The sequence below is a fragment of the Microbulbifer maximicatervae (SeqCode) genome, from assembly GCF_052467815.1.
Genome location: NZ_CP174326.1, coordinates 2752434 through 2771519 on the forward strand (window position 1 = coordinate 2752434; position 19086 = coordinate 2771519).

General features: G+C 46.5%; 17 protein-coding genes. 10 read left to right on the forward strand and 7 right to left on the reverse strand.

The window, feature by feature from the left end:
* From ACJJIW_RS12005 to ACJJIW_RS12015, 3 genes are all read left to right on the forward strand, one after another.
* On the forward strand, window positions 1–381 hold the full coding sequence (locus ACJJIW_RS12005) for an MmcQ/YjbR family DNA-binding protein (protein WP_282931699.1): 381 nt from the start codon (window positions 1–3) through the stop codon (window positions 379–381).
* A 45-nt stretch (window positions 382–426) separates the two neighbouring features.
* Entirely contained in the window at window positions 427–1281 is an 855-nt protein-coding gene (gene trxA, locus ACJJIW_RS12010) for a thioredoxin (protein WP_444935280.1), read from the forward strand.
* A gap of 72 nt (window positions 1282–1353) precedes the next feature.
* A complete protein-coding gene (locus ACJJIW_RS12015; protein WP_444935281.1) occupies window positions 1354–1701 on the forward strand; it encodes a YqfO family protein in 348 nt (115 codons plus the stop codon).
* On the opposite strand, the gene ACJJIW_RS12020 is transcribed toward ACJJIW_RS12015, so the two are convergent.
* Both ACJJIW_RS12020 and ACJJIW_RS12025 read right to left on the reverse strand, forming a co-directional pair.
* Window positions 1698–2237, reverse strand: a complete 540-nt coding sequence (locus tag ACJJIW_RS12020) for a DUF4124 domain-containing protein (RefSeq protein ID WP_282931702.1) — start codon at window positions 2235–2237, stop codon at window positions 1698–1700. The genes ACJJIW_RS12015 and ACJJIW_RS12020 overlap by 4 nt on opposite strands.
* A 40-nt stretch (window positions 2238–2277) precedes the next feature.
* Entirely contained in the window at window positions 2278–2817 is a 540-nt protein-coding gene (locus ACJJIW_RS12025) for an NUDIX hydrolase (protein WP_282931703.1), read from the reverse strand.
* A gap of 69 nt (window positions 2818–2886) precedes the next feature.
* Here ACJJIW_RS12025 and ACJJIW_RS12030 point away from each other — a divergent pair, with 69 nt between their 5' ends.
* From ACJJIW_RS12030 to ACJJIW_RS12040, 3 genes are all read left to right on the forward strand, one after another.
* The gene (locus tag ACJJIW_RS12030; RefSeq protein ID WP_444935282.1) at window positions 2887–4209 is read left to right on the forward strand and encodes an efflux RND transporter periplasmic adaptor subunit; all 1323 of its coding nucleotides are present in this window, start codon (window positions 2887–2889) and stop codon (window positions 4207–4209) included.
* 12 nt (window positions 4210–4221) lie between these two features.
* On the forward strand, window positions 4222–7395 hold the full coding sequence (locus ACJJIW_RS12035; protein WP_444894640.1) for an efflux RND transporter permease subunit: 3174 nt from the start codon (window positions 4222–4224) through the stop codon (window positions 7393–7395).
* 133 nt (window positions 7396–7528) lie between these two features.
* Window positions 7529–8140 (forward strand): NUDIX hydrolase, encoded by a 612-nt coding sequence (locus tag ACJJIW_RS12040; protein ID WP_282931706.1) that lies wholly within the window; start codon window positions 7529–7531, stop codon window positions 8138–8140.
* Window positions 8141–8168: 28 nt separating this feature from the next.
* Here ACJJIW_RS12040 and ACJJIW_RS12045 read toward each other — a convergent pair whose 3' ends face one another.
* Complete coding sequence (locus ACJJIW_RS12045; RefSeq protein ID WP_444935283.1) at window positions 8169–8684, reverse strand: nuclear transport factor 2 family protein; 516 nt, start codon at window positions 8682–8684, stop codon at window positions 8169–8171.
* Window positions 8685–9067: 383 nt separating this feature from the next.
* Here ACJJIW_RS12045 and ACJJIW_RS12050 point away from each other — a divergent pair, with 383 nt between their 5' ends.
* Window positions 9068–9361: a hypothetical protein gene (locus ACJJIW_RS12050; RefSeq protein WP_282931709.1), complete on the forward strand. Its 294-nt coding sequence runs from the start codon at window positions 9068–9070 to the stop codon at window positions 9359–9361.
* Window positions 9362–9877: 516 nt separating this feature from the next.
* Here ACJJIW_RS12050 and ACJJIW_RS12055 read toward each other — a convergent pair.
* Complete coding sequence (locus ACJJIW_RS12055) at window positions 9878–10762, reverse strand: LysR family transcriptional regulator (protein WP_444935284.1); 885 nt, start codon at window positions 10760–10762, stop codon at window positions 9878–9880.
* 111 nt (window positions 10763–10873) lie between these two features.
* Between ACJJIW_RS12055 and ACJJIW_RS12060 the strand changes: the two genes are divergently transcribed.
* A complete protein-coding gene (locus ACJJIW_RS12060; RefSeq protein ID WP_444935285.1) occupies window positions 10874–11251 on the forward strand; it encodes a Cif family virulence factor in 378 nt (125 codons plus the stop codon).
* An 11-nt stretch (window positions 11252–11262) separates the two neighbouring features.
* Window positions 11263–12174 carry an alpha/beta hydrolase gene (locus tag ACJJIW_RS12065; RefSeq protein ID WP_444935286.1) on the forward strand — a complete coding sequence of 304 codons (912 nt, stop codon included), beginning with the start codon at window positions 11263–11265 and terminating at the stop codon, window positions 12172–12174.
* Here ACJJIW_RS12065 and ACJJIW_RS12070 read toward each other — a convergent pair.
* A complete protein-coding gene (locus ACJJIW_RS12070; RefSeq protein WP_282931714.1) occupies window positions 12151–12465 on the reverse strand; it encodes a hypothetical protein in 315 nt (104 codons plus the stop codon). The two genes, ACJJIW_RS12065 and ACJJIW_RS12070, sit on opposite strands and share 24 nt — an antisense overlap.
* Window positions 12466–12565: 100 nt before the next feature.
* Window positions 12566–13171 (reverse strand): response regulator transcription factor, encoded by a 606-nt coding sequence (locus ACJJIW_RS12075; RefSeq protein ID WP_282931715.1) that lies wholly within the window; start codon window positions 13169–13171, stop codon window positions 12566–12568.
* Window positions 13172–14216: 1045 nt separating this feature from the next.
* Between ACJJIW_RS12075 and ACJJIW_RS12080 the strand changes: the two genes are divergently transcribed.
* The gene (locus tag ACJJIW_RS12080; protein WP_444935287.1) at window positions 14217–16544 is read left to right on the forward strand and encodes a sensor histidine kinase; all 2328 of its coding nucleotides are present in this window, start codon (window positions 14217–14219) and stop codon (window positions 16542–16544) included.
* Between the two features lie 157 nt (window positions 16545–16701).
* Here ACJJIW_RS12080 and ACJJIW_RS12085 read toward each other — a convergent pair whose 3' ends face one another.
* A complete protein-coding gene (locus ACJJIW_RS12085; protein ID WP_444935288.1) occupies window positions 16702–18348 on the reverse strand; it encodes a bifunctional AfsR/SARP family transcriptional regulator/alpha/beta hydrolase in 1647 nt (548 codons plus the stop codon).
* Window positions 18349–19086 lie beyond the last annotated feature (738 nt).

Sequence of the window (19086 nt, forward strand, 5' to 3'; positions counted from 1 at the left end):
ATGCAAAAAGGCACTTTGAGAGAGTATTTACTATCGCGACCGGAAGCTATCGAGGATTTTCCTTTTGGCCCGGATGTGGCGGTATTTAAGATTAAGGGGCGTATGTTTGCTACCTTAAGCTGTTACCGCGGGGTGGACGCCAGTAATCTCAAGTGCGATCCCGATGAAGCCCAGGCGTTAAGGGACATCTTTTCCGGTGTTATCCCGGGTTACCATATGAACAAGAAACACTGGAATACGGTGTTGTTGGATGGCACAGTGCCGGATTATGAGATTGAGCGAATGGTAGATCGCTCATATGGCCTGGTGGTTAAGGGGCTTCGCAAGCTTGAGCGGGAGTCCTTGGAACTGGCCTATGGAGCGGAGCTGCTCTACCGCTAAAGGCCCCTGTGAATAGAAATACCCAGATTTAGTCTAGGAGAGGATGTGAACGAATTTATTGTCGATGTAACGGCAGAGAACGCCCAGCAAATTCTGATTGAAGAGTCCATGAAGCGCCCGGTAGTGGTGGACTTTTGGGCCGATTGGTGTGAGCCGTGCAAGCAGTTGATGCCGGTGTTGGAAAAACTGGCCAATGAGTATAGCGGTCAGTTTTTATTGGCCAAGGTCAATGCAGATACCGAGCAAATGCTGGCGGGTCAGCTGGGTGTACGCAGTTTGCCCACGGTAATGGTTTTAAAAGATGGCCAGCCGGTAGATGGCTTTGCCGGTGTGCAGCCAGAGACACAGATTCGTGAGATGCTGGATAAGTATCTGCCAAAACCCTGGGACATAAAGTTGCAGCAGGCACAGGCGTTAATCGGTGAAGATAAAGTGGCGGAAGCCCTGCCTCTGTTGCGTCAGGCTTATACGGAATCGTCTGAACGCACTGATATCGCCAAACAACTGGCTGCTATCCTGCTCGACCAAAACCGTGCCCAGGAAGCGGAGACTGTGCTCGGTAAAATTCTGCTGGCAGACCAGGATGCGGAATACCAGCAGCTGATGGCTCAATTGGAGCTGAAGCAACAGGCAGCGGAAACTCCGGAAATTCAGGCTCTGCAAAAGGCGCTGGAAGAAAATCCTGCGGATAGCGATTCTGCTTATCAATTGGCAGTGCAGTACAGCCAAGCCAACCGCCATGAAGAAGCACTGCAATTATTACTGGATATTTTGCGTAAAGACATGGGTTTTGCCGATGGTGCTGCCAAGCAGACGTTCCTGGATATTGTAAAAAGTTTGGGTGCTGGCGACCCTGTTGCCACTCAGTACCAGCGCAAGTTAATGACTATGATGTTTTAAAAATACTCTGCCGGTAAACAAAGGGGCCCAAGAGGCCTCTTTGTTTTTTGGGGGAGAGAAGGACGATTATTTATGTATAAGCTCTGTGTTTATATTCCCGAGTCTCACTTGGAAGCGGTAAAGCAAGCGCTATTTTCCGTGGGGGCTGGGCGTATTGGCGACTACGATAGTTGTTGTTGGCAAGTCCTGGGAATGGGGCAGTTCAGGCCGCTGGATGGGAGCCAGCCATTTATTGGTCAGTTGGGCCAGGTAGAGACTGTGATGGAATACCGCGTGGAGATGGTCTGTGCTGATGAGCTGGTGGATGCTGCTCTCGATGTAATGCGAGCAGCCCACCCCTATGAAGAACCGGCGTTTGACCTCTGGCGATTGGATGATCGCTGCAGTAGTGCCGGCTTAAATAAAGCAGAGGTCTCTTAAAGGCTATCGAGTACCTTTTGTCGTTCGTGGCTTTTTTGCTCGATTGCTTTCGCATCTTCCAGTAATTTTGAAACGCTGGTGTGGTGGGTCGGCAGTTTATTTTCGGCGGGGCTACTGTCTTCAACGATCGAGTCAGAACTCAAGTCAATAGGGTCATTGGCGGTGACTGTATTTAGAGGCTTGACGCGGTGAATACGCACGTGTGAATCCAACCCCTCCGGTACGGTGTCTGAGAAGTGCCAGTTCCCATCTTTATCTTTCCAGGTAAAAACCTCAGATGTTTGCTTGGTAGAATCCCCTTGAGGCACAAGCCCACTGGAAGTTGCCAGCTCTTCAATTTTTGAAACCGATTCCTGGGTGGTTTCGCGCACACTTTGCATAGCTCGCTCACCGGTTTCGCGAATCGCTGAAATATCCGGTTTTTGTGGCAGCCAGTCGGAGGGTGACATGATGGGTTTGCCATCTGGGCCCGGTAAAATCATTGGCAGGACAATGCCTACCAGTAATAAAGCACCGAGCATTGAGAAGTATTTCATGCAAACATCCTTTTAATGCAGGGTCATTAACTAAAGTGGCTCACAGCTTGCGATTGATGACGCCACGATGCAGCTGGTACTGGCCGATACGCGTGTCATCGAAGTAATGCTCCAGAGTACGGTGCATGATAGGAAACGCGATTTCTTTCCAGGGAATTTCATCTTCGCGAAATAGCTCCACCTCAAGAGATTCTGGCCCGGGCCCGAAATTCATATCGGTCAATTCCCCCCGGTACATCATATAAACCTGATTGATGTGAGGAATATCATAAATGGAGTAGAGATCGTCCACACGAATACTGGCCCGGGCTTCTTCCCAAGATTCCCGTAAGGCGCCTTCTTCACTTGTCTCACCACTCTCCATAAATCCGGCAGGTAGGGTCCAAAGCCCCAAGCGCGGTTGTATAGCGCGCTTGCACAACATTACTTTATTGTCGACGTAGGGGAGGACCCCGACAATAACACGGGGGTTAATGTAATAAATGGCGCCGCAATCGCCACAGGTGTGGCGGGGGCGGTCATCGCCCTTGGGAATGGAAAGTGTTACGGCGTTACTGCCGCATTGGCTGCAAAATTTCATGGCGTCAGTATACCCATGCAAGATTTGAGCGCCAGCTTCCCGACCGGTTGACGCCTATAGTTGTTAGTGATGTTGAAGTATAAAGGCGGTATCTACCCTGCGATGGCGCGTTTTTTTTTGCTCGGACTAGCGCTCCTTGCCCTTTGCGCCTGTGGTGGTAAAGGCGAAGAGGAAAAGGCGCCACCTCCCCCGCCAGTAGAAGTACTGGTTGTTAGGGAGGAGCCTGTTATCCCCCGCTTTGAATTCGTCGGACGGGTAGAGGCAACTGATGAATATCAAGTCCGCCCACGAGTACAAGGGTATATCCAGAGCCGCAATTTTACCGAGGGGGAAACCGTCCAGAAAGGGCAGTTACTGTTTGAAATTGACCCGCGCCCTTTTATTGCCGAACTGGCGAATCAGCGCGCTACTCTGGAACAATCCCAAGCCTCCCTGAGAGTTGCTGAGCGGAACTTCCACCGTGGCCGCCGTTTGGTGGCCACTGGGGCTATCAGCCAGGTACAGATGGATGAGCTTGAAGGCAATTTTGAGGAAGCGGAATCCCAAGTCGATGCCAATCGCGCCAAAGTGCAAAGCGCTGAGCTGGATCTTTCTTATACCAAAGTTTACGCGCCACTCACTGGAAGAATCGGGCGTACAGAATTTCCAGTGGGTTCCCTGGTAGGGCCAAGCACCGATCCCCTGGCCACCATCGTAAAAATGGATCCCATTTATGTGCTCTTTGAAGTGCCAGAAGAGCAACTTTATGCGGTGCAGGTGGATTCCCAGAGGCGACAGCGAGAGGGTTTAAGTCCCACTCGCCTGGATGTCCGCATTGAGTTACCCGACGGCAATTACTACCCCCATAAGGGCAAAATCGTATTTATCGATAATCAGATCGATCCCAATACCGGATCGGTAGCGGTGCGCTCCCTGTTTCCCAATCCAGGCCAACTATTAGTACAGGGCCAGTTTGCCCGAGTTTCCATAAGCGTCTACACCGGCAATGACGCCCTGAGGCCGCTGGTACCCCAGTCAGCGGTCATGGAGGATATGCAGGGCCGTTACGTCTTTGTTTTGGGCAAAGATAATATTGCGGAGAAGCGCTACCTGACCTTGGGGCAGAGGGAAGGGGAGTTGTGGGCTGTAGATCGCGGGCTTGTCGCCGGTGAATCTGTAATCGTTAATGGTTTGCAGAGGGTTGTCGCAGGAAAGCCGGTGACGCCGCAAAACACCCCTAGAAACCCCTACGATGTTGAAGCACCACCAGCCCCTCCCGCCGAGCAAAGTAGTAGTTCTGCGGCGAAATCTGGCTCTACAGACAGTCAAGGGGAGAGAGAGCTACCGGTAACTGATGGGGAGGCGGCGCCAGCAAGCCCTGAATCTGAGGGGCATGACGATGACTACAAATAGCTGTCGCTGCCCATGATTAGCGCCTTTTGTATCCGGCGGCCACGATTCGCCTTTGTTATTTCCATATTGATCACCCTCGCAGGGATACTCTCCTTGCCACAATTACCGGTGTCGCAATTCCCTGAAATAACGCCACCGACCATCAATGTCGCCGCCACGTTTGCCGGTGCCAGCGCTGAAGTAGTGCGCGATAGTGTGGCTGTGCCGATTGAGTCGCAAGTTAATGGTGTGGAGGGCATGGATTATATGTCTTCCACCAGTGGCAATGATGGCTCCTACAGTCTCACAGTGACATTCAAGCCTGGCTACGACGATGACATCGCCCAGGTTAATGTTCAGAACCGGGTGGAGCAGGCCACTCCCCAGCTACCTGAGGATGTGAAAAGGGATGGGGTGGTAGTTTCCAAGCAGAGCACCACGCTGTTACTAGTAGTCAATTTGTTTTCCCCAGATGAAAAGTTTGATGAATTATTTCTGGCAAACTACGCCGAGATTTATTTAAAAGATGAATTGGCGCGGGTGCTGGGGGTGAGCAGTGTTGTTATTTTTGGCTCGCGCAATTACGCCATGCGCCTTTGGCTCGACCCCAACCGAATGGCCTCGTTAGATGTCACCGCCCAGGATGTTATCTCTGCGGTGCAGGCACAGAACGTAGAGGTAGCTGCCGGTCAGATCGGGGCGCCACCGATCCGCCAAGATCAGCAGTTCCAATACAATATTTTGGTGCAGGGGCGCTTGGTATCTCCCAGCGAATTTGAGGACATCACCATCCGCGCCAAGCCCGATGGCGCCATGGTAAAAGTCAAGGATGTGGCGAGGGTGGAGCTGGGAAGTGAATCTTACTCTTCCTATGGGCAATTGGATAACCAGGCTTCAGCAGTGATAGGGGTGTACCAGCTGCCCGAGGCAAATGCGATCGAAGTGGCCGATGGCATTAAGGCCAAGGTTGCTGAGTTGTCGAAGCGCTTCCCCGATGGGCTGGAAGCGGAGATTCTCTACGACACCACATTATTTGTAGAGGCCTCAATTAAAGAGGTTGTGGAAACACTGATTATTGCCCTGATACTGGTAATACTGGTGGTTTTTTTGTTTCTGCAGGATTGGCGCTCTACGCTGGTACCAGCCATTGCCATTCCCGTATCCCTGATAGGCACCTTTGCCCTAATGCTGGCATTTGGGATGACGATTAACACCATCACATTGTTTGCCTTAATCCTGGCGATAGGCATAGTGGTAGATGATGCGATTATCGTGGTGGAAAACACCCAGCGGTTAATGGCTGATGGCCTCCCGCCAAAGGAAGCCGCGCTGGAATCCATGCGTGAAGTTACCGGCCCCGTTATTGCTACTACCCTTGTTTTGTTTGCAGTTTTTGTCCCGGTAATGTTGATGCCGGGAATTACGGGAAAAATGTATCAGCAGTTTGCTGTCACCATTTCAATGGCGGTGGCCATTTCCTCCCTGAATGCACTTACACTAAGTCCGGCTCTCTGTGCCAGTTTGTTAAAGCCGAGCAAAGACGGGGAAGTAGCCGGTATTAAAGAGACCGGTATTTTTGGTTTCTTTAATAAATCTCTGCATATTTCTACAGGTTTTTATGTGGGAATGGTGAGGGCTTGTATAAAAATACCGCTTATCGGTATTGCCTCAATTATTCTGATTTTATTATTCTGTTATTTACTCTTTACCCGAATCCCCACCGGTTTTATTCCCGATGAAGATCAGGGCACGTTTATGTTACACGTGCAGTTGCCAGATGGATCTTCCCTGGAGCGAACCGGACCCATTGTCAATCAAGTGACCGATGTTCTAATGGAAGAGCCAGGTATGGCTCATGTGGTTGGAGTGCCCGGTTACAACCTACTTACCAGTAGTGTTTCTTCTAATACGGCAATGATGTTTGCTGTGCTAAAACCCTGGGATGAGCGCCCGAATAGAGAAGATAGCCAGTTTGCCATTATGGATCGGGTACAGAAAAAGTTAACTGCAATTCCCGATGCGCAAGTGCTGCCGTTTGTCATTCCACCACTTCCGGGTATTGGCACTGTTGGTGGATTTGAATTTGTACTCGAAGATCTACAGGGGCGTAGTATTACTGAATTGTCACAGGTCTTGTTTGACCTGTTGGGCAATGCCAATCAGCGCAGTGAAATCTCCCAGGCCTTTACCAGTTTTCAGGCCGCTACACCGCAGCTTGAATTAAAAGTAGATAAAGAAAAATCGCATGTGCTTGGGGTCCCCCTGCCGGATGTATATTTAACGTTGCAAACCTTTTTGGGGGGCTATTACATCAATGACTTTAACCTGTATGGAAAGGTCTTTCGTGTAATCGCTCAGGCCGATGCACAATTTCGCGATAAAGAGGAAAATCTGGCTGGCTTTTATGTTCGTGCCAATAGTGGCGGTTTGGTACCGCTGACTTCTATCTCAACTATTACTCCGGTGGTCGCGCCACAAACAATAACCCGTTACAACTTATATAACAGCGTCACTATCAATGGATCACCGGCACCGGGGTATTCCAGTGGCCAGGCAATGGATGCTATGGAAGACTTGGCATCAAAGTTGCCAGAAGGTTATGGATACGAGTGGACGGGCATCAGCTTACAGGAGGTGACTGCGGGTAATCTGGCCCCAATCCTGTTCTCTTTGGCCGTTATATTTGTCTACTTGTTTTTGGTCGCCCAATATGAGAGCTGGACTATCCCCTTTGCGGTGATGTTGTGCGTCCCCATTGCGATTGGTGGCGCTATGTTTACGGTATTTATTGCGGGGTCTATCAATAATCTCTACACGCAGATCGGCTTGGTATTACTGATTGGGATGGCAGCAAAGAGTGCGATTCTGATAGTAGAGTTTGCCTGCGTGGAACGCGATAAGGGCCGGTCTATTGCGGATGCGGCTCTGTCGGCCACGCGCCTGCGATTCCGTGCGGTATTAATGACGGCCATGTCCTTTATTTTAGGGGTAATTCCACTACTGGTCGCCACCGGTGCTGGCGCAGTAAGCCGGGTTTCCCTGGGGCTGGTGGTCTTTGGCGGCATGTTGGCTGCGAGTCTCTTCGCCACTTTGCTAGTGCCTGTGTATTACGCCTTGGTGCAAACGGTGCGGGAAAAGCTGAAAGGGGGCTATACCCCCAAAATTGATGAGGATAAGACCGCGAATGATGGGTCTGAATCCACCTGAGCCAAGCTGTTGATTGTGTGGTAGGGTGGTAAGTCACAAATGGATATTGTGGCATATCGCTCAGTGTTACTGCTGAAAACCGGTATGATGAATGTTAAGGAGCCTCGTAGCAGTCGGGGTAGGACACAGATTTATGCTAGAGATCATTGAACAGAAAATCGTAGGGCAAATTGAAGATTTGGAAGCGCGGGTTCCAGTAGGCCCGGATCTCCACGGGCATGCGGCAGTGTTGATTGCACTTACTGATGAACCCGATCCCCAGGTTATTCTTACTAAGCGCTCAGCAAATCTCTCTACACACTCCGGTGAAGTCTCACTGCCAGGAGGCCGCTGGGATGCTACCGACCCATCACTTCAATTTACCGCCTTGCGTGAAGCAGAAGAGGAAGTCAGTCTGCCTATGGATGATGTGCGTATACTCGGCCCCCTTTGGCCACGCACTACTCGTTGGCAGGTACATGTTACCCCTTGGTTGGGAATAATTTCTCCGGAAATTCACCTGTCCCCAAACCCTGGAGAATTGGATGCAGTATTTCGAGTTCCTTTGTCATTTTTTCTGGCGGACCCACGTATTCGCACTGATCGGATTATTATTGATAATCAGGCGATTTATCTGCCGGCCTACAGATATGAAGGTTATGAAATCTGGGGCTTTACAGCAGGTGTCATAACCGAATTTTTAGTGAAAATACTGGGGGCATCAATTGGCCGCCGTGATGATGTGCCGTTGCGTGCACTCAATTAGCTCGGCTTACTATATAAGATTTGGATTTTTATTTATTTGGGGGCTCAGGTATCGGCTCACCCAAGTCATCCCAAGCATCCAGTAGTTTTTGTATGATTTTTCCAGCATCAGGGTCGGCGTTGAGGATGGGAAATTCCGGGTCTTCAGGTAGTTTAACCTCTTCTCCTCGTCGACATTCGATTAACCAGTTGTTATCGATTTTTACGAACTTATCCCGGTATTCTCCTACGGCACCAATACGATAGCCGGATCGTGTTGCTATTACTTGTAGAGTCGCTGCTTTCCCTGAAGCGGACTGCCCATCTTTAGAAATGGAATATAGGGGGGAGCTTGTGATGTGCCAACTTCCCAACTTGCTGTGAATAGTTGCGTAGCGCTCTAGTTTCTCCCTTCCCCGAATCATAATATTGCCACGTTCAAATCGACCATCGGGTGTAAATAATGATGCCCAGCCTCGGGCATCATTATTGTCGATAGTTAGTGTGTAACGGGCGAGTAGATCACTAATCGCAAATCGGTCTTTGAATAATTGTAAATCATCCATTCCTCTGCCCCTTTTGTTGTCACAAGTGGATACTAATGAGAATAGTTTCTATAGCTGAAATTGTAAGTGCATTTTCCTGGCCTGTGATCAGTGCCAATGTAATTCAAAGCTAATCACAAATTGTTTGGTTGTTTTTGAGGGAAGAATAGAAATGTTTACTTGTGTAAAGCGAGGTGCACAAACCCGTTAAATCCTTTGTCGTTTGGTGACTATTTCAGGGTTTTAACCTGTGGCGGGATTTATTTGAGACATAAGTACTAGATATACTGTAAGTTTCTTATATTCTTATTTTTTCTTATTGTATACGTTATTGGGTTGTTTGAATGAGATCTCTCTCTTTTTTCTGTGTGTTGCTGGGAATCGGATTAATCCAGGCTTGTGCAATGTCTACGGTACCCCCTAAGTATCAAGGGCAATGGGCTGGAACCCAGGAATCCTGTAAGGCCTCTTCTGCAGATAATTTGATGACTCTGGCGGACAATCGAGTTCTGTTTACTGAATCATCAGGGCAATTGATGTCGGCTAGCCAGAATGATGGCAACCTTCACCTGGTATTTGATATGCAAGGCGAAGGGGAGCAGTGGAAATCAGAGGAAGTCTACTCTCTGACTTCAGGAGGAAACGTATTGGTGCGTTACACTCAAGATTCAACATTTAAGTATTTCCGCTGCAATTAATGATATTGAATGTTGCGATAATTAGCTTAAAAAAGGTAAGGGGAACTATTACTGGAGTTTCTTCTCCTCAAACTTAGGAGACTCTGAATAATTCCTTGGTGCCTCTGGTTTCCAGGACGGTTCACAATCAAGTCGCGGCTTCGCAGGAATGTCTAGACCTTTCAAGAAGTCGTAACTCAGAGAGTGGGCCGCTCTGAAAACCCCGTAAGGCGAGCCTTGAAAGCCGCAGGGCATTACAGCTGCGAAAAGCTCTCTCTCACTTCCATCTTTGTGCTCATGCAGATACTACTGGGGCGGAAGGAAAGAATACACTTCACTCGAGACACGCTGTGAATACATCCCTGTAAGCTCCTAATCGGCATCCATGCCTCATAGGGTCCCGAGCGCAGTGTATTATTTCCTTCTCCCTTTTTAGTAAGTTGTAGGCTATACCCGATAATAGAAGTGTCGCCTCCAAAAGCTATAAATATAGCTCTATTGAGCTGAATAACTCTGTGAATAAGCTCTTTTTTACTGTTAATTATTAGCTAAAAATTTTAATTGGGTCTTAATGGCTTTGATAAATTTTTGTACCTTTGCCGGCGGTCTTTTTGAAAATAGATGCATATAATGAATAGGCGCAGCGGCGACAGGTGCTATCGGACAAAGAGCTCCGTTATCAACTCTTTTTCGGGCGGCAATATCAGGTAGCTGGGCAACACCTAAACCGGCTTCAGTTAACTGCATGATGTCGTGCAGGGAGTTGCAGCGTACGTTGGGTCTGACTTTTACTTGAACGCCATTTTTAAATTCATATTTTAATGGTGTGCCCTGCCAATCATTGGCAATATGTGTCCAGTTTTGTAACTCGGTAAGGTCTTCAGGAGTGCCGGACTGCTTCTCGATTAGCTGAGGGCTGGCGTATAGACTTTCACCCAATAAGCCAATCTTTGCAACTTTGGCGGATTGAAGTTCAAGATTGCCTACACGAATGGCCAAATCCACCTGGGATTCAATCAAGTCCATGGGGGAATCATTGGCTAATAGTCTAATTTTCAATTGCGGGTATTGTTCGGCCAGTCTGATGATTGCTGGAACAATCACTGACTCACACAGTGCGTGGGGAGCTGTCACAGATAGTGAACCCGCCAATTTATCGCTATTATTCTTAAGGCCTGCTAATGCTGAGTTATATATATCCTTAATCTCTTGGCAGTGGGCGTAAAACTCTGATCCAGCTTCAGTAAGGGAGAGAGAGCGGGTGCTGCGATAAAGCAACCGTGTGCCAATATCTGACTCCAACCGGGTTACGGCTTGGCTTACTGCTGATTTGGTGCGCTCCAGCCGATCGGCTGCGAGGGTGAAGCTACGTGCCTCAACTACCGCTAGGAATACCTGCATATCTTCCAGGTTTGGCTTCATTGTTTAATTTTCCTAAACACTAATATCAATCAATAGGTATTTATCACAGCTGGTGCCATGAGGCAATCTATACGCATAAGGTCGTTACCTATAGCAGAAGAGGATTTTGAAATGAGCGACATTCTGATTGAGAAAACAAAAGCCGCCAGTGAACAGTGGAAGTCTTACTTTAATAGTGGCAATGCCGCAGGCTGTGCATCTATGTATGAAGAGCTGGCTCAGATGACCGCCAAACCCTTTGGTCTGTTTGAGGGACGGAAGGATATACAAACCTTCTGGCAAAACTTGATTGATCAAGGTTTCGCCGATGTGAGTTATATAGGCGCAAAGATTGAAGTAGTGGACGAAACCTCAACTGTACTTTCAAGTAATTGGAAAATGAACAATGCACAAGGGGTCATTACACGCGAACTTTGGGTTCTGCAGGAAGACGGTACTATGCTGCTACGTGATGATCAATTTGAAGCTATAAATCCTAGTGAAAAGTAAGGGTATTAGCCATGAGTGAATTTTGGTATAGCTTTACCCGCGAGAAAACCGACGAGCAATATAACCCTACACTGTGGACACGACGTCTCCCCACAGATCTTCTACTGCCGTCTCATGCTGAGTTTACCGGGAGCCGTAGCTCTACTTATCGCAGAGCGATTAAGGATGGTTTACAAACTGTCAGTTTTGGGGAAGGTGACTTTGAGGGCTCGATGGATGTTTTCAGGCCAGATGAAGTCTCAGAAAATGCTCCGGTTGTAATCTATATTCACGGTGGCTGGTGGCAGTGGTTTTCAAAAGAGCAGTTTTCTTTTCTGGCCGAGCCTTTTAATAAAGAAGGTTTTGCGGTTTATATGCCGGGTTATCGTATGGCTCCGGATTGGGAAAATGATGCTCCTATGGAGTCTATTGTCACGCAGATGCAGTGGGCAGTAGCAAGCGTGCTGAATGAGGCCGAGGCAAAAGGGGCTCCATCTGTTCATTTAGTGGGGCATTCTGCAGGGGGGCAGCTGGTAGCTTTGTTGCACCAAACGGACTGGAGCCAATTTGGTGTGTCAGTATCAGCCCAAAGTAAGTTTAAGGGCGCGTTTTCTCTTGCTGGGCTTTTTGATATCCGGCCACTGGTAGACAGCTTTGTGAACGATGCCATCCATATGTCGATGGAGTCTGCTGAAAAAGTTAGCCCCCAATTGTTAGAGTCTAGTGTCGACGCAACAGCATGCCCTTTACACTTAATAGTACCTGAATTTGATACTCCAGAATTTTTCCGGCAGACCAAGGAGTATCAAGAGAAAATGCTAAAAATGGGTAACCCCTGTCATTTCAAATTAGCGAATAATCGGGATCATCTTGATCTGATTGAAAAGTTGATCGATAACCGAGATGAAGTTCTAACTTATTTACTGGAGCATATGAAAGGTTAGCGACGATTTGCTATCTTTTGTTCCCGGTAGGGTTTCACTGATGTTTTTCTGTTTTATGACTGCCATAGTCGCATTGCTGAAAGCACTGGTGTGATGCCCTACTGGTGCCTCATTAGGTGAGGCCTCTCCCCCTACTTGCTCGAGTATCACTGTGCGCCTGTTTTGGTAGATCCCTACCGGATTGGCACCAAGATCGATGGTTTTCCCTCCAGATTCCCCTAACGAGTATTGTCGAAAATCCGGATAGTGCAGGGGGCTCGGCCCAGATGTGGCATTACCTTTGGCTTGCATTAGGCCTTTACATTTTTCCAGAACTCTGCTTTATGACACAGAACGACCCCGTGCAGAATCCTTTAGTGGAGAAGGAATATTCTCTTCATTTAGAGGTAGATCAATCTAGAATAAAGCCTAATTGGCGAGCTTTCAGGACTGTCTGTGTTCGATTGTTACAGCTAAACAGTGTTAGTAAATCTGAAACATATTCTCTGACGGTGGAGGGGGAGATGTTGAGCTGAGTCGCTATTTCTTTGTTTGACAGGCCGAGAGAAAGAAGCTCTAGCGTAGTAATCTGTCGAGGAGAAAGTGTTGGAGAGCTGGAATTACTTGGCCCCTCTATAATGACTACTTCACCTTCCATAAAACTATTCAACGCCTTAATTATCGTAGTTTTAGAGCTTGCTTTTGAAATAAAACCATCAGCACCCAATAGTAGCATCTGTTGAATACTAGCTTGTTGATCAATAGTAGAAATGACAACCAGAGGCAGAGCCGGGTATCGGCTTTTTATTTCTTTAAGGCCTTTGAGTCCACTGGTTCCAGGAATATGAATGTCCAACAGGATCAGGCTGATATCGTTGTGACTTGCTAAGGCGGTTATGGCCGCAGGGAAGTCATCCACCTTGATAACCTGGATATTGGGAAAGGCCTCGTGCAATATAAAGCACAATGCATCCCGGTAGAGTTCGTGATCTTCGACTATAAGTACTTTAAAAGTCATTCACCTAGCTCTTTCTACTTTTATCAACCTACCGCTTTTCATGGGATAGAATGATTCATGGTTATAGAATAAACTCTTGGGGCACCTCAAGGATACTAGAGTTTCCAGATGTTCTATCTTAGAGCTAGAGGACAGTCAATATTTTTGGCTTGGAATAGGATTTTCATGATTAACAACATTCTTAGTTTGGTTAATAAGTACGATTGGTACTTATGAGCTATTACCCACTGAACGAGAATGAACGATACCAGATCTACAGCCTGAGAAAAGCCGAACAATCTCAGAAAGTAATAACAGAACTGTTGAAAAGGTATTCCTCAGCGAATGGTCTAGTACAAGCACACCGGCTAGCTTATTTTTGGTATCAGAGAGTGTATAAGATGCGGAAAGCAATAGATGGTGTGCTGCAACGAATAGATACACTAACTCAGAAAGAGTTAAGCCCCCAGCAACTAGTAGGCGATTTAAAGAGATATAAGGACGTATTGTTACACTGCAACACAATCCATCCGCTGATTTATTCAGATTGGGAAAATAGCGAAGACTTTGTACAAATTTGAGAATTACATCAAAATCCTATCGCAATCGCTATGGTAAGTGCGACTGGGAAGATGGTACCGTGATAGGTAAGGGACGTAGTGGGATGTTGCTGACAATATTTGAGGAGAAGTTGTTATTTACTCTTTTGTTAAATTAAAAGGTAAATGGTTGGAATTGTTGGCTAAAGCAGCGATTACCCATATGGTGCGTTTTAAGTTCGGAATTTATAAAACGATAGCAAAAGGCTTAGAAGCCAATAACTTTCTCCCCCATTTATACTCATCTTGGGGAGGAGGGGGCCATGAGAACGCTAGTGATTGTATTCGACAGCATTCGTCAAGGAAAACGGATTTTAGTAGCGTGAAAAATGAGCAGTTCCGATTAGCCAAGTGGTCCCAAATATACTGCATATCTACTTTTCCATCCTCTTCTCTTAAGATGGTAGCTCACCTCTCATCAATTTAGTTTCGCATCAAATTATTTAGCAGTTTCTTTCGGAGGTAGTGTGACTCGCAAGGTATTGTGTCCACCTACAAATAAACTTAATCTATTCCTGACTATATTCTTGGTAGTATTGGTGATGGGGCTTAGCTCTTCCCAAGTAAAGAGGCAATATTCCGCGGAGCACACGGCTAAATTCTTCTCGCCTATCAAGTTAACTAAACCTGATACTCGCTACAGATTGGGTTCCCTCAATCATTCCTCCGATTTCATCGTCGCTTCAGAAGGTCTGTTATTGGAAAATGCTCCGGATCTTGTTCCCCAGGGGCAAGCATTTGGTCAGACCCCCGACTTTGAGCAACACGACCGATTCTGGCTGTACGCTAACATTGTCAATTATTCAGAAAATAGTGACTGGGTATTACACATCAGAAATTTCGATTTCCAGCAATTTAGGGTATTGATCAGGGGAAGAGATGGTCAGGTTGTTCACACTCTAAGAGACACTGACTTTCTTGACTCTACTGACATCAGCACTATCGGTCGGGCAGTAAATATTGAGCTACAGAAGGGTGAATCCTATTTATTGGTTATTGAGTTGAACGCTAAATTTACTACTGGCTATCCATACTTGGTGTTGATGGGGGAGCATCAATACAAGCTCTGGAACCTGCAGATGGATTATACATTTAAAATAATGATCGGCATTATTCTTGGATTCATCCTGCTTGGCTTTCTTTGCTGGCTACTAATGGCAGAAATGACCTTCTTTTGGGGGTCTCTCTCTTCTCTCTTAATGCTGATCTATTACATTGAATTTAGCTGTATGCCAGCTATTTTGTGGCAATCAACTTATGAAAAAGCAACACTGTTTTGGTTGTTGGTTTCTTCGTCACTGTTATCTCTATTGGCATTTTCTGCAAGCTTCTTGCAAATCAAACGTAGTTCTGGAATATGGAATTGTGCGTTTGTGGTGGCGGTCCTGACAACAGTGTCTGTTGCAGTAGCTAGTACCATGATTTCATTTAAAGAAAGTACAGTTCTATATATCTTCAATTCAATATTTGTTTGGCTGCTTATTCTAAGTTCTGGTATTTCCAAGGCCCGCAAGGATGGTCATTATTACACGATTTATATTTGTGGGTGGCCTTTGCTGATAATGTTTATTTTGGAAATAACATTAGTTGTTGATCGGCCTTCCAATTCTATTGAGGAAGTCAATGAACATTATGAAATGATTCAAGTTCTCTATGTTCAGATTTTGCATATGCTTATACAGGCGATTGCACTAATACTGCGTATAAAAGCTCTATATATGGAAAAGCTGAAAATGGAAAAGCTTAATCACGAAAAGTCCCGTTTCATTGCGCAGAGCAGTCACGACTTGAGCCAGCCACTCTATTCAATGGGTATTTTTCTGGAGCACCTGAACCCACACGTTCATGGTGTGGATGGAAAAATGATGTTTGAACAGCTGAAGAATACACACCACCAGTTGAGTGAATCTTTTCATTCCATTATTGATTTATGCAAACTAGAATACGGGGGTATAATACCTGAACTTAAGTCAATACAACTGACAAATCTGTTCTCCCAACTTCAGAATGAGATGCGGATTTTAGCGGAAGCGAAATCCATTCGATTGAAGTTTCAGCCATGCTCCCTGCAGGTCCTAAGCGATCCAATACTGCTAGAAAGGATGCTGCGTAATTTGATTACCAATGCGATCAAATATACGGACGAAGGTAAGGTCGTTATTGGCTGCCGGCGGCAAGGCAAAAATGTTGTTATTCATGTTACTGATACCGGATGTGGCATTGACAATGAAGATCTGAAGCGAATCTTTGAGATTTATCAACGGTCAGGTAGAAACTCATCGGATTCTAGTGGTTCTGGTATCGGCCTATCCATTGTCAAACTTATTTCTGAATTGTTGAATCACCCTGTGGAAATTAAATCTATCCCCGGAAGTGGAAGTGATTTTACGATTTGCGTGCCTAGACTTGAACATGTTTCGCTGAAGCATGAAAAGGAAACTGAGCCAAAAGAGGACCTACCTGTAGTTGCGTTGGTTTTTCAAGATGATGACCTTAAGGATACGCTTTCTCATTGTTTGCAAAAGTGGCGCTGTCCAGTATTGACATTTACTTCGGTAGAGGATGTTTGTCAATCCAACGCCCCCCTCTCCATATTGCTGTGTGAATATGCCACTCTCAAAAATTCGTCTCTATCTTCAGATGAGGCAAGTGCACTGGCTCAGGAAATCTTGGCAGCCTGCACCTGTGACTCTGATACTAATTTGCCGGACAATTGGATTACCCTGTCTCCGACTGCCCCACCAGCTCAGTTACGTGCTTTATTGAATGCGGCAATAAGGTGTCGCCAAGGATAACTTTTAATTTGTAATGGATTGATAGGCTAAAGGTAATCCGAGGGAAGATGTTATCAAGTGAATTGTTTATCATGCTGCAAGATGATTTACTTGCAGCATGATAGGGTAGGAGTTATTACTTGATGCTAGGTAGTAATATACAACCTCTTTAGGGGTTTTATATCTCTTCTTTTTCTGAGGGTTGTTGTGGTTTGCGAGCAATAAAATTTCGTACACTCTCTACAAAAACCTTTGATGCATCCTCCCGCCCCAGTAGCAGATGTCCGCTGCTATCCAGCCCTATGAATTCGGCATTGGGAATTGTAGCGGCAATATCGCGAGCGGTTTCGACGGGAATGCGCTGGTCTCCCAATGAGTGAATTACTAAGGTTGGTACTTTCACTTGCTTGAGTCGCTCACGCACGTCAATATTAGCGGATATAGATAAAAACCGAACAGCGTTTTCTGCGGATGTCGTTAAACGCTGGAATTCATTGAACCAAGAAAGTTCTTCAGGCGTGGCGCTGGGCATGAAGATAGATGAAAATATCTGTCGACATGCAGGGTTTTCTTTTCCCCAGCCTACCTCGGTCAAAGTCATCAATGCCTCGTGCTCTCTGCGAATATCGTCTGTCGAATCTATTCGCCAGCCTGCGGCATAGCCTCCAAACAGGATCAAATGTGATACTCGTTCCGGGTGTCTGACAGCGTACTCTATGGAAGCAGCTGCGCCTTGTGATATTCCGAGTAGGGCAAATTTGTCGATTTTGACAGCCGATACAACAGCTTCAAGATCACTCACAAATTTTTCAAAGGACATATTTTCCACATTCCAGTCGGAAAGACCATTTCCACGTTTGTCATAGCGGACAAAATGATGATCAGAAGCAAGATCGCGAAATAGGGGGCTCCAAATTGGGGCATCCCAGTCATGTTCAAGATGGCTGAGCCAATTAGCAGCCTTGATAATGGGGGGGCCTTCCCCCACGGAAGAATAAGCGATGCGTACACCATCATCTGAAGTGCAAAAATGGATCTTTTGCCGAGCAATAAGGTCACTTGCTTTAGAATCTTTGTCGACATCGGCGGTAGCCGGACTGTTTTCTTCGACCCCTTTTCTTGTAAGTTCGATCTCGGACCGTGTATTTGGAGACCAGGTAATTCCCGCGTTGTGAAACCGCCTTGCAAAATCATGAGTTAAAGCTGTGACTTCAAAAGTGTGACCAAGGCGATCCAGTAGAGTTAGAAGTTGAGTCGCAGCATTAGGGTTGAGTGGTTCTAAGGCTTCCCATTCACGGGCCTTATTTAGTCGTTCATGGAGGTTAATATCTGGATGTGATGACAAACGGGCTAGCACTTTGCCTTGCAAACGAACTATTTCTTGTCTTTCTGCTGTTAACCACTGTTGGAATAACTCCTGGTCTGGCAAGTCGATACCATCCAGAAATGGTTGCTGTAAGCTGTCCGCAAGCGAGGCCAACTCCACAGGTGTTAAATTCTTGGCCACGATCTTTTCTTTCAGGATGTTGATATCGATTTCGATATCAGGAGCCGCAATGCCTGCGCGTTCCCGGTCTGCTACTAGTCGTTCAGTGGATGTGTCATTCACCAGGGGGCGGAGCTTACTCAATGACCAGCGCAACGCCCCGCGCGGATCATCTGGGGTTTCCCAGAAGACTTCACATAAGCGTTCACGACGATGTGGTTTGGCGGTCTTCGCAAGGTAGGCAAGAAGAGCGCGTGTCCTTTTCGAAGCCGGTAAATCCACAGCTATACCATCGTGAAAAACACTTAATTCCCCAAGCATCTTCAGAAAAATTTTCATTATAATAGTAACCCCGGTGTTGGGTTGCCTGTTATAGGTAAGCTGCCATTCGTAATCCCGTTATTGGCGCTTGCAAAAGTCTTGACTGGATTTCTATCTGCCCCCCCACTATTTACAGTGGAATCCGTGACTTTTGTTGCTAAGCTGACTCCGTTAGTGTTTCGGGAAACTCTCCATGTACAATCTTTGACCCAGTATCAGACTTAGAAATAGTTATTTACCTGGGGTTGATGTCGTAATTAGTCAAAATAGCGGTACGGGTTTCTGGTATGAAAGTTCCGACCTCGACATATTTCCCACAGATTGTTTTTTCTTTTGGTGACTGGGCGGATATTAATTCTGGAGGGCGGGGCGGACAACCCGACAAATGTAGGGTAACGCTGACGGGAAGGATATAGCATGCTTTGTATGTTTTGACCTGCCCAGACTGCCTTTTCGTTATCCGCATACTGGATGTTGCTATGTTGCTATGTGGCTTAGTGATTTTTATGGGAGGATTTCTCTCTGTGGACACCTGCTTTCAGGTCATAATTTAGGTATTTGTCTAGGTTAAATATCAGAGAATAGGTCGGTAAATAAAGTACTTCGATTTCCCTTTCTGCCCTGCCAGCCGGAATTCCAGGTTGTCATTATTCAAACGATAGAGTACCGCCTTCTCAGTATCGTTCGACTTGCTTGTTTATTGATACCTTAAGCGCACCAACGGGTATCTGCGATCTTTTGAGGTAGAACTCTCTT

Bases quoted from the DNA above. Each gene is read 5' to 3' on its own strand.
- ACJJIW_RS12005 (WP_282931699.1), top strand. From the start codon at position 1: ATGCAAAAAGGCACTTTGAGAGAGTATTTACTATCGCGACCGGAAGCT.
- ACJJIW_RS12015 (WP_444935281.1), top strand. From the start codon at position 1,354: ATGTATAAGCTCTGTGTTTATATTCCCGAGTCTCACTTGGAAGCGGTA.
- ACJJIW_RS12020 (WP_282931702.1), bottom strand. From the start codon at position 2,237: ATGAAATACTTCTCAATGCTCGGTGCTTTATTACTGGTAGGCATTGTC.
- ACJJIW_RS12025 (WP_282931703.1), bottom strand. From the start codon at position 2,817: ATGAAATTTTGCAGCCAATGCGGCAGTAACGCCGTAACACTTTCCATT.
- ACJJIW_RS12030 (WP_444935282.1), top strand. From the start codon at position 2,887: ATGTTGAAGTATAAAGGCGGTATCTACCCTGCGATGGCGCGTTTTTTT.
- ACJJIW_RS12035 (WP_444894640.1), top strand. From the start codon at position 4,222: ATGATTAGCGCCTTTTGTATCCGGCGGCCACGATTCGCCTTTGTTATT.
- ACJJIW_RS12040 (WP_282931706.1), top strand. From the start codon at position 7,529: ATGCTAGAGATCATTGAACAGAAAATCGTAGGGCAAATTGAAGATTTG.
- ACJJIW_RS12045 (WP_444935283.1), bottom strand. From the start codon at position 8,684: ATGGATGATTTACAATTATTCAAAGACCGATTTGCGATTAGTGATCTA.
- ACJJIW_RS12050 (WP_282931709.1), top strand. From the start codon at position 9,068: ATGTCTACGGTACCCCCTAAGTATCAAGGGCAATGGGCTGGAACCCAG.
- ACJJIW_RS12055 (WP_444935284.1), bottom strand. From the start codon at position 10,762: ATGAAGCCAAACCTGGAAGATATGCAGGTATTCCTAGCGGTAGTTGAG.
- ACJJIW_RS12060 (WP_444935285.1), top strand. From the start codon at position 10,874: ATGAGCGACATTCTGATTGAGAAAACAAAAGCCGCCAGTGAACAGTGG.
- ACJJIW_RS12065 (WP_444935286.1), top strand. From the start codon at position 11,263: ATGAGTGAATTTTGGTATAGCTTTACCCGCGAGAAAACCGACGAGCAA.
- ACJJIW_RS12070 (WP_282931714.1), bottom strand. From the start codon at position 12,465: ATGCAAGCCAAAGGTAATGCCACATCTGGGCCGAGCCCCCTGCACTAT.
- ACJJIW_RS12075 (WP_282931715.1), bottom strand. From the start codon at position 13,171: ATGACTTTTAAAGTACTTATAGTCGAAGATCACGAACTCTACCGGGAT.
- ACJJIW_RS12085 (WP_444935288.1), bottom strand. From the start codon at position 18,348: ATGAAAATTTTTCTGAAGATGCTTGGGGAATTAAGTGTTTTTCACGAT.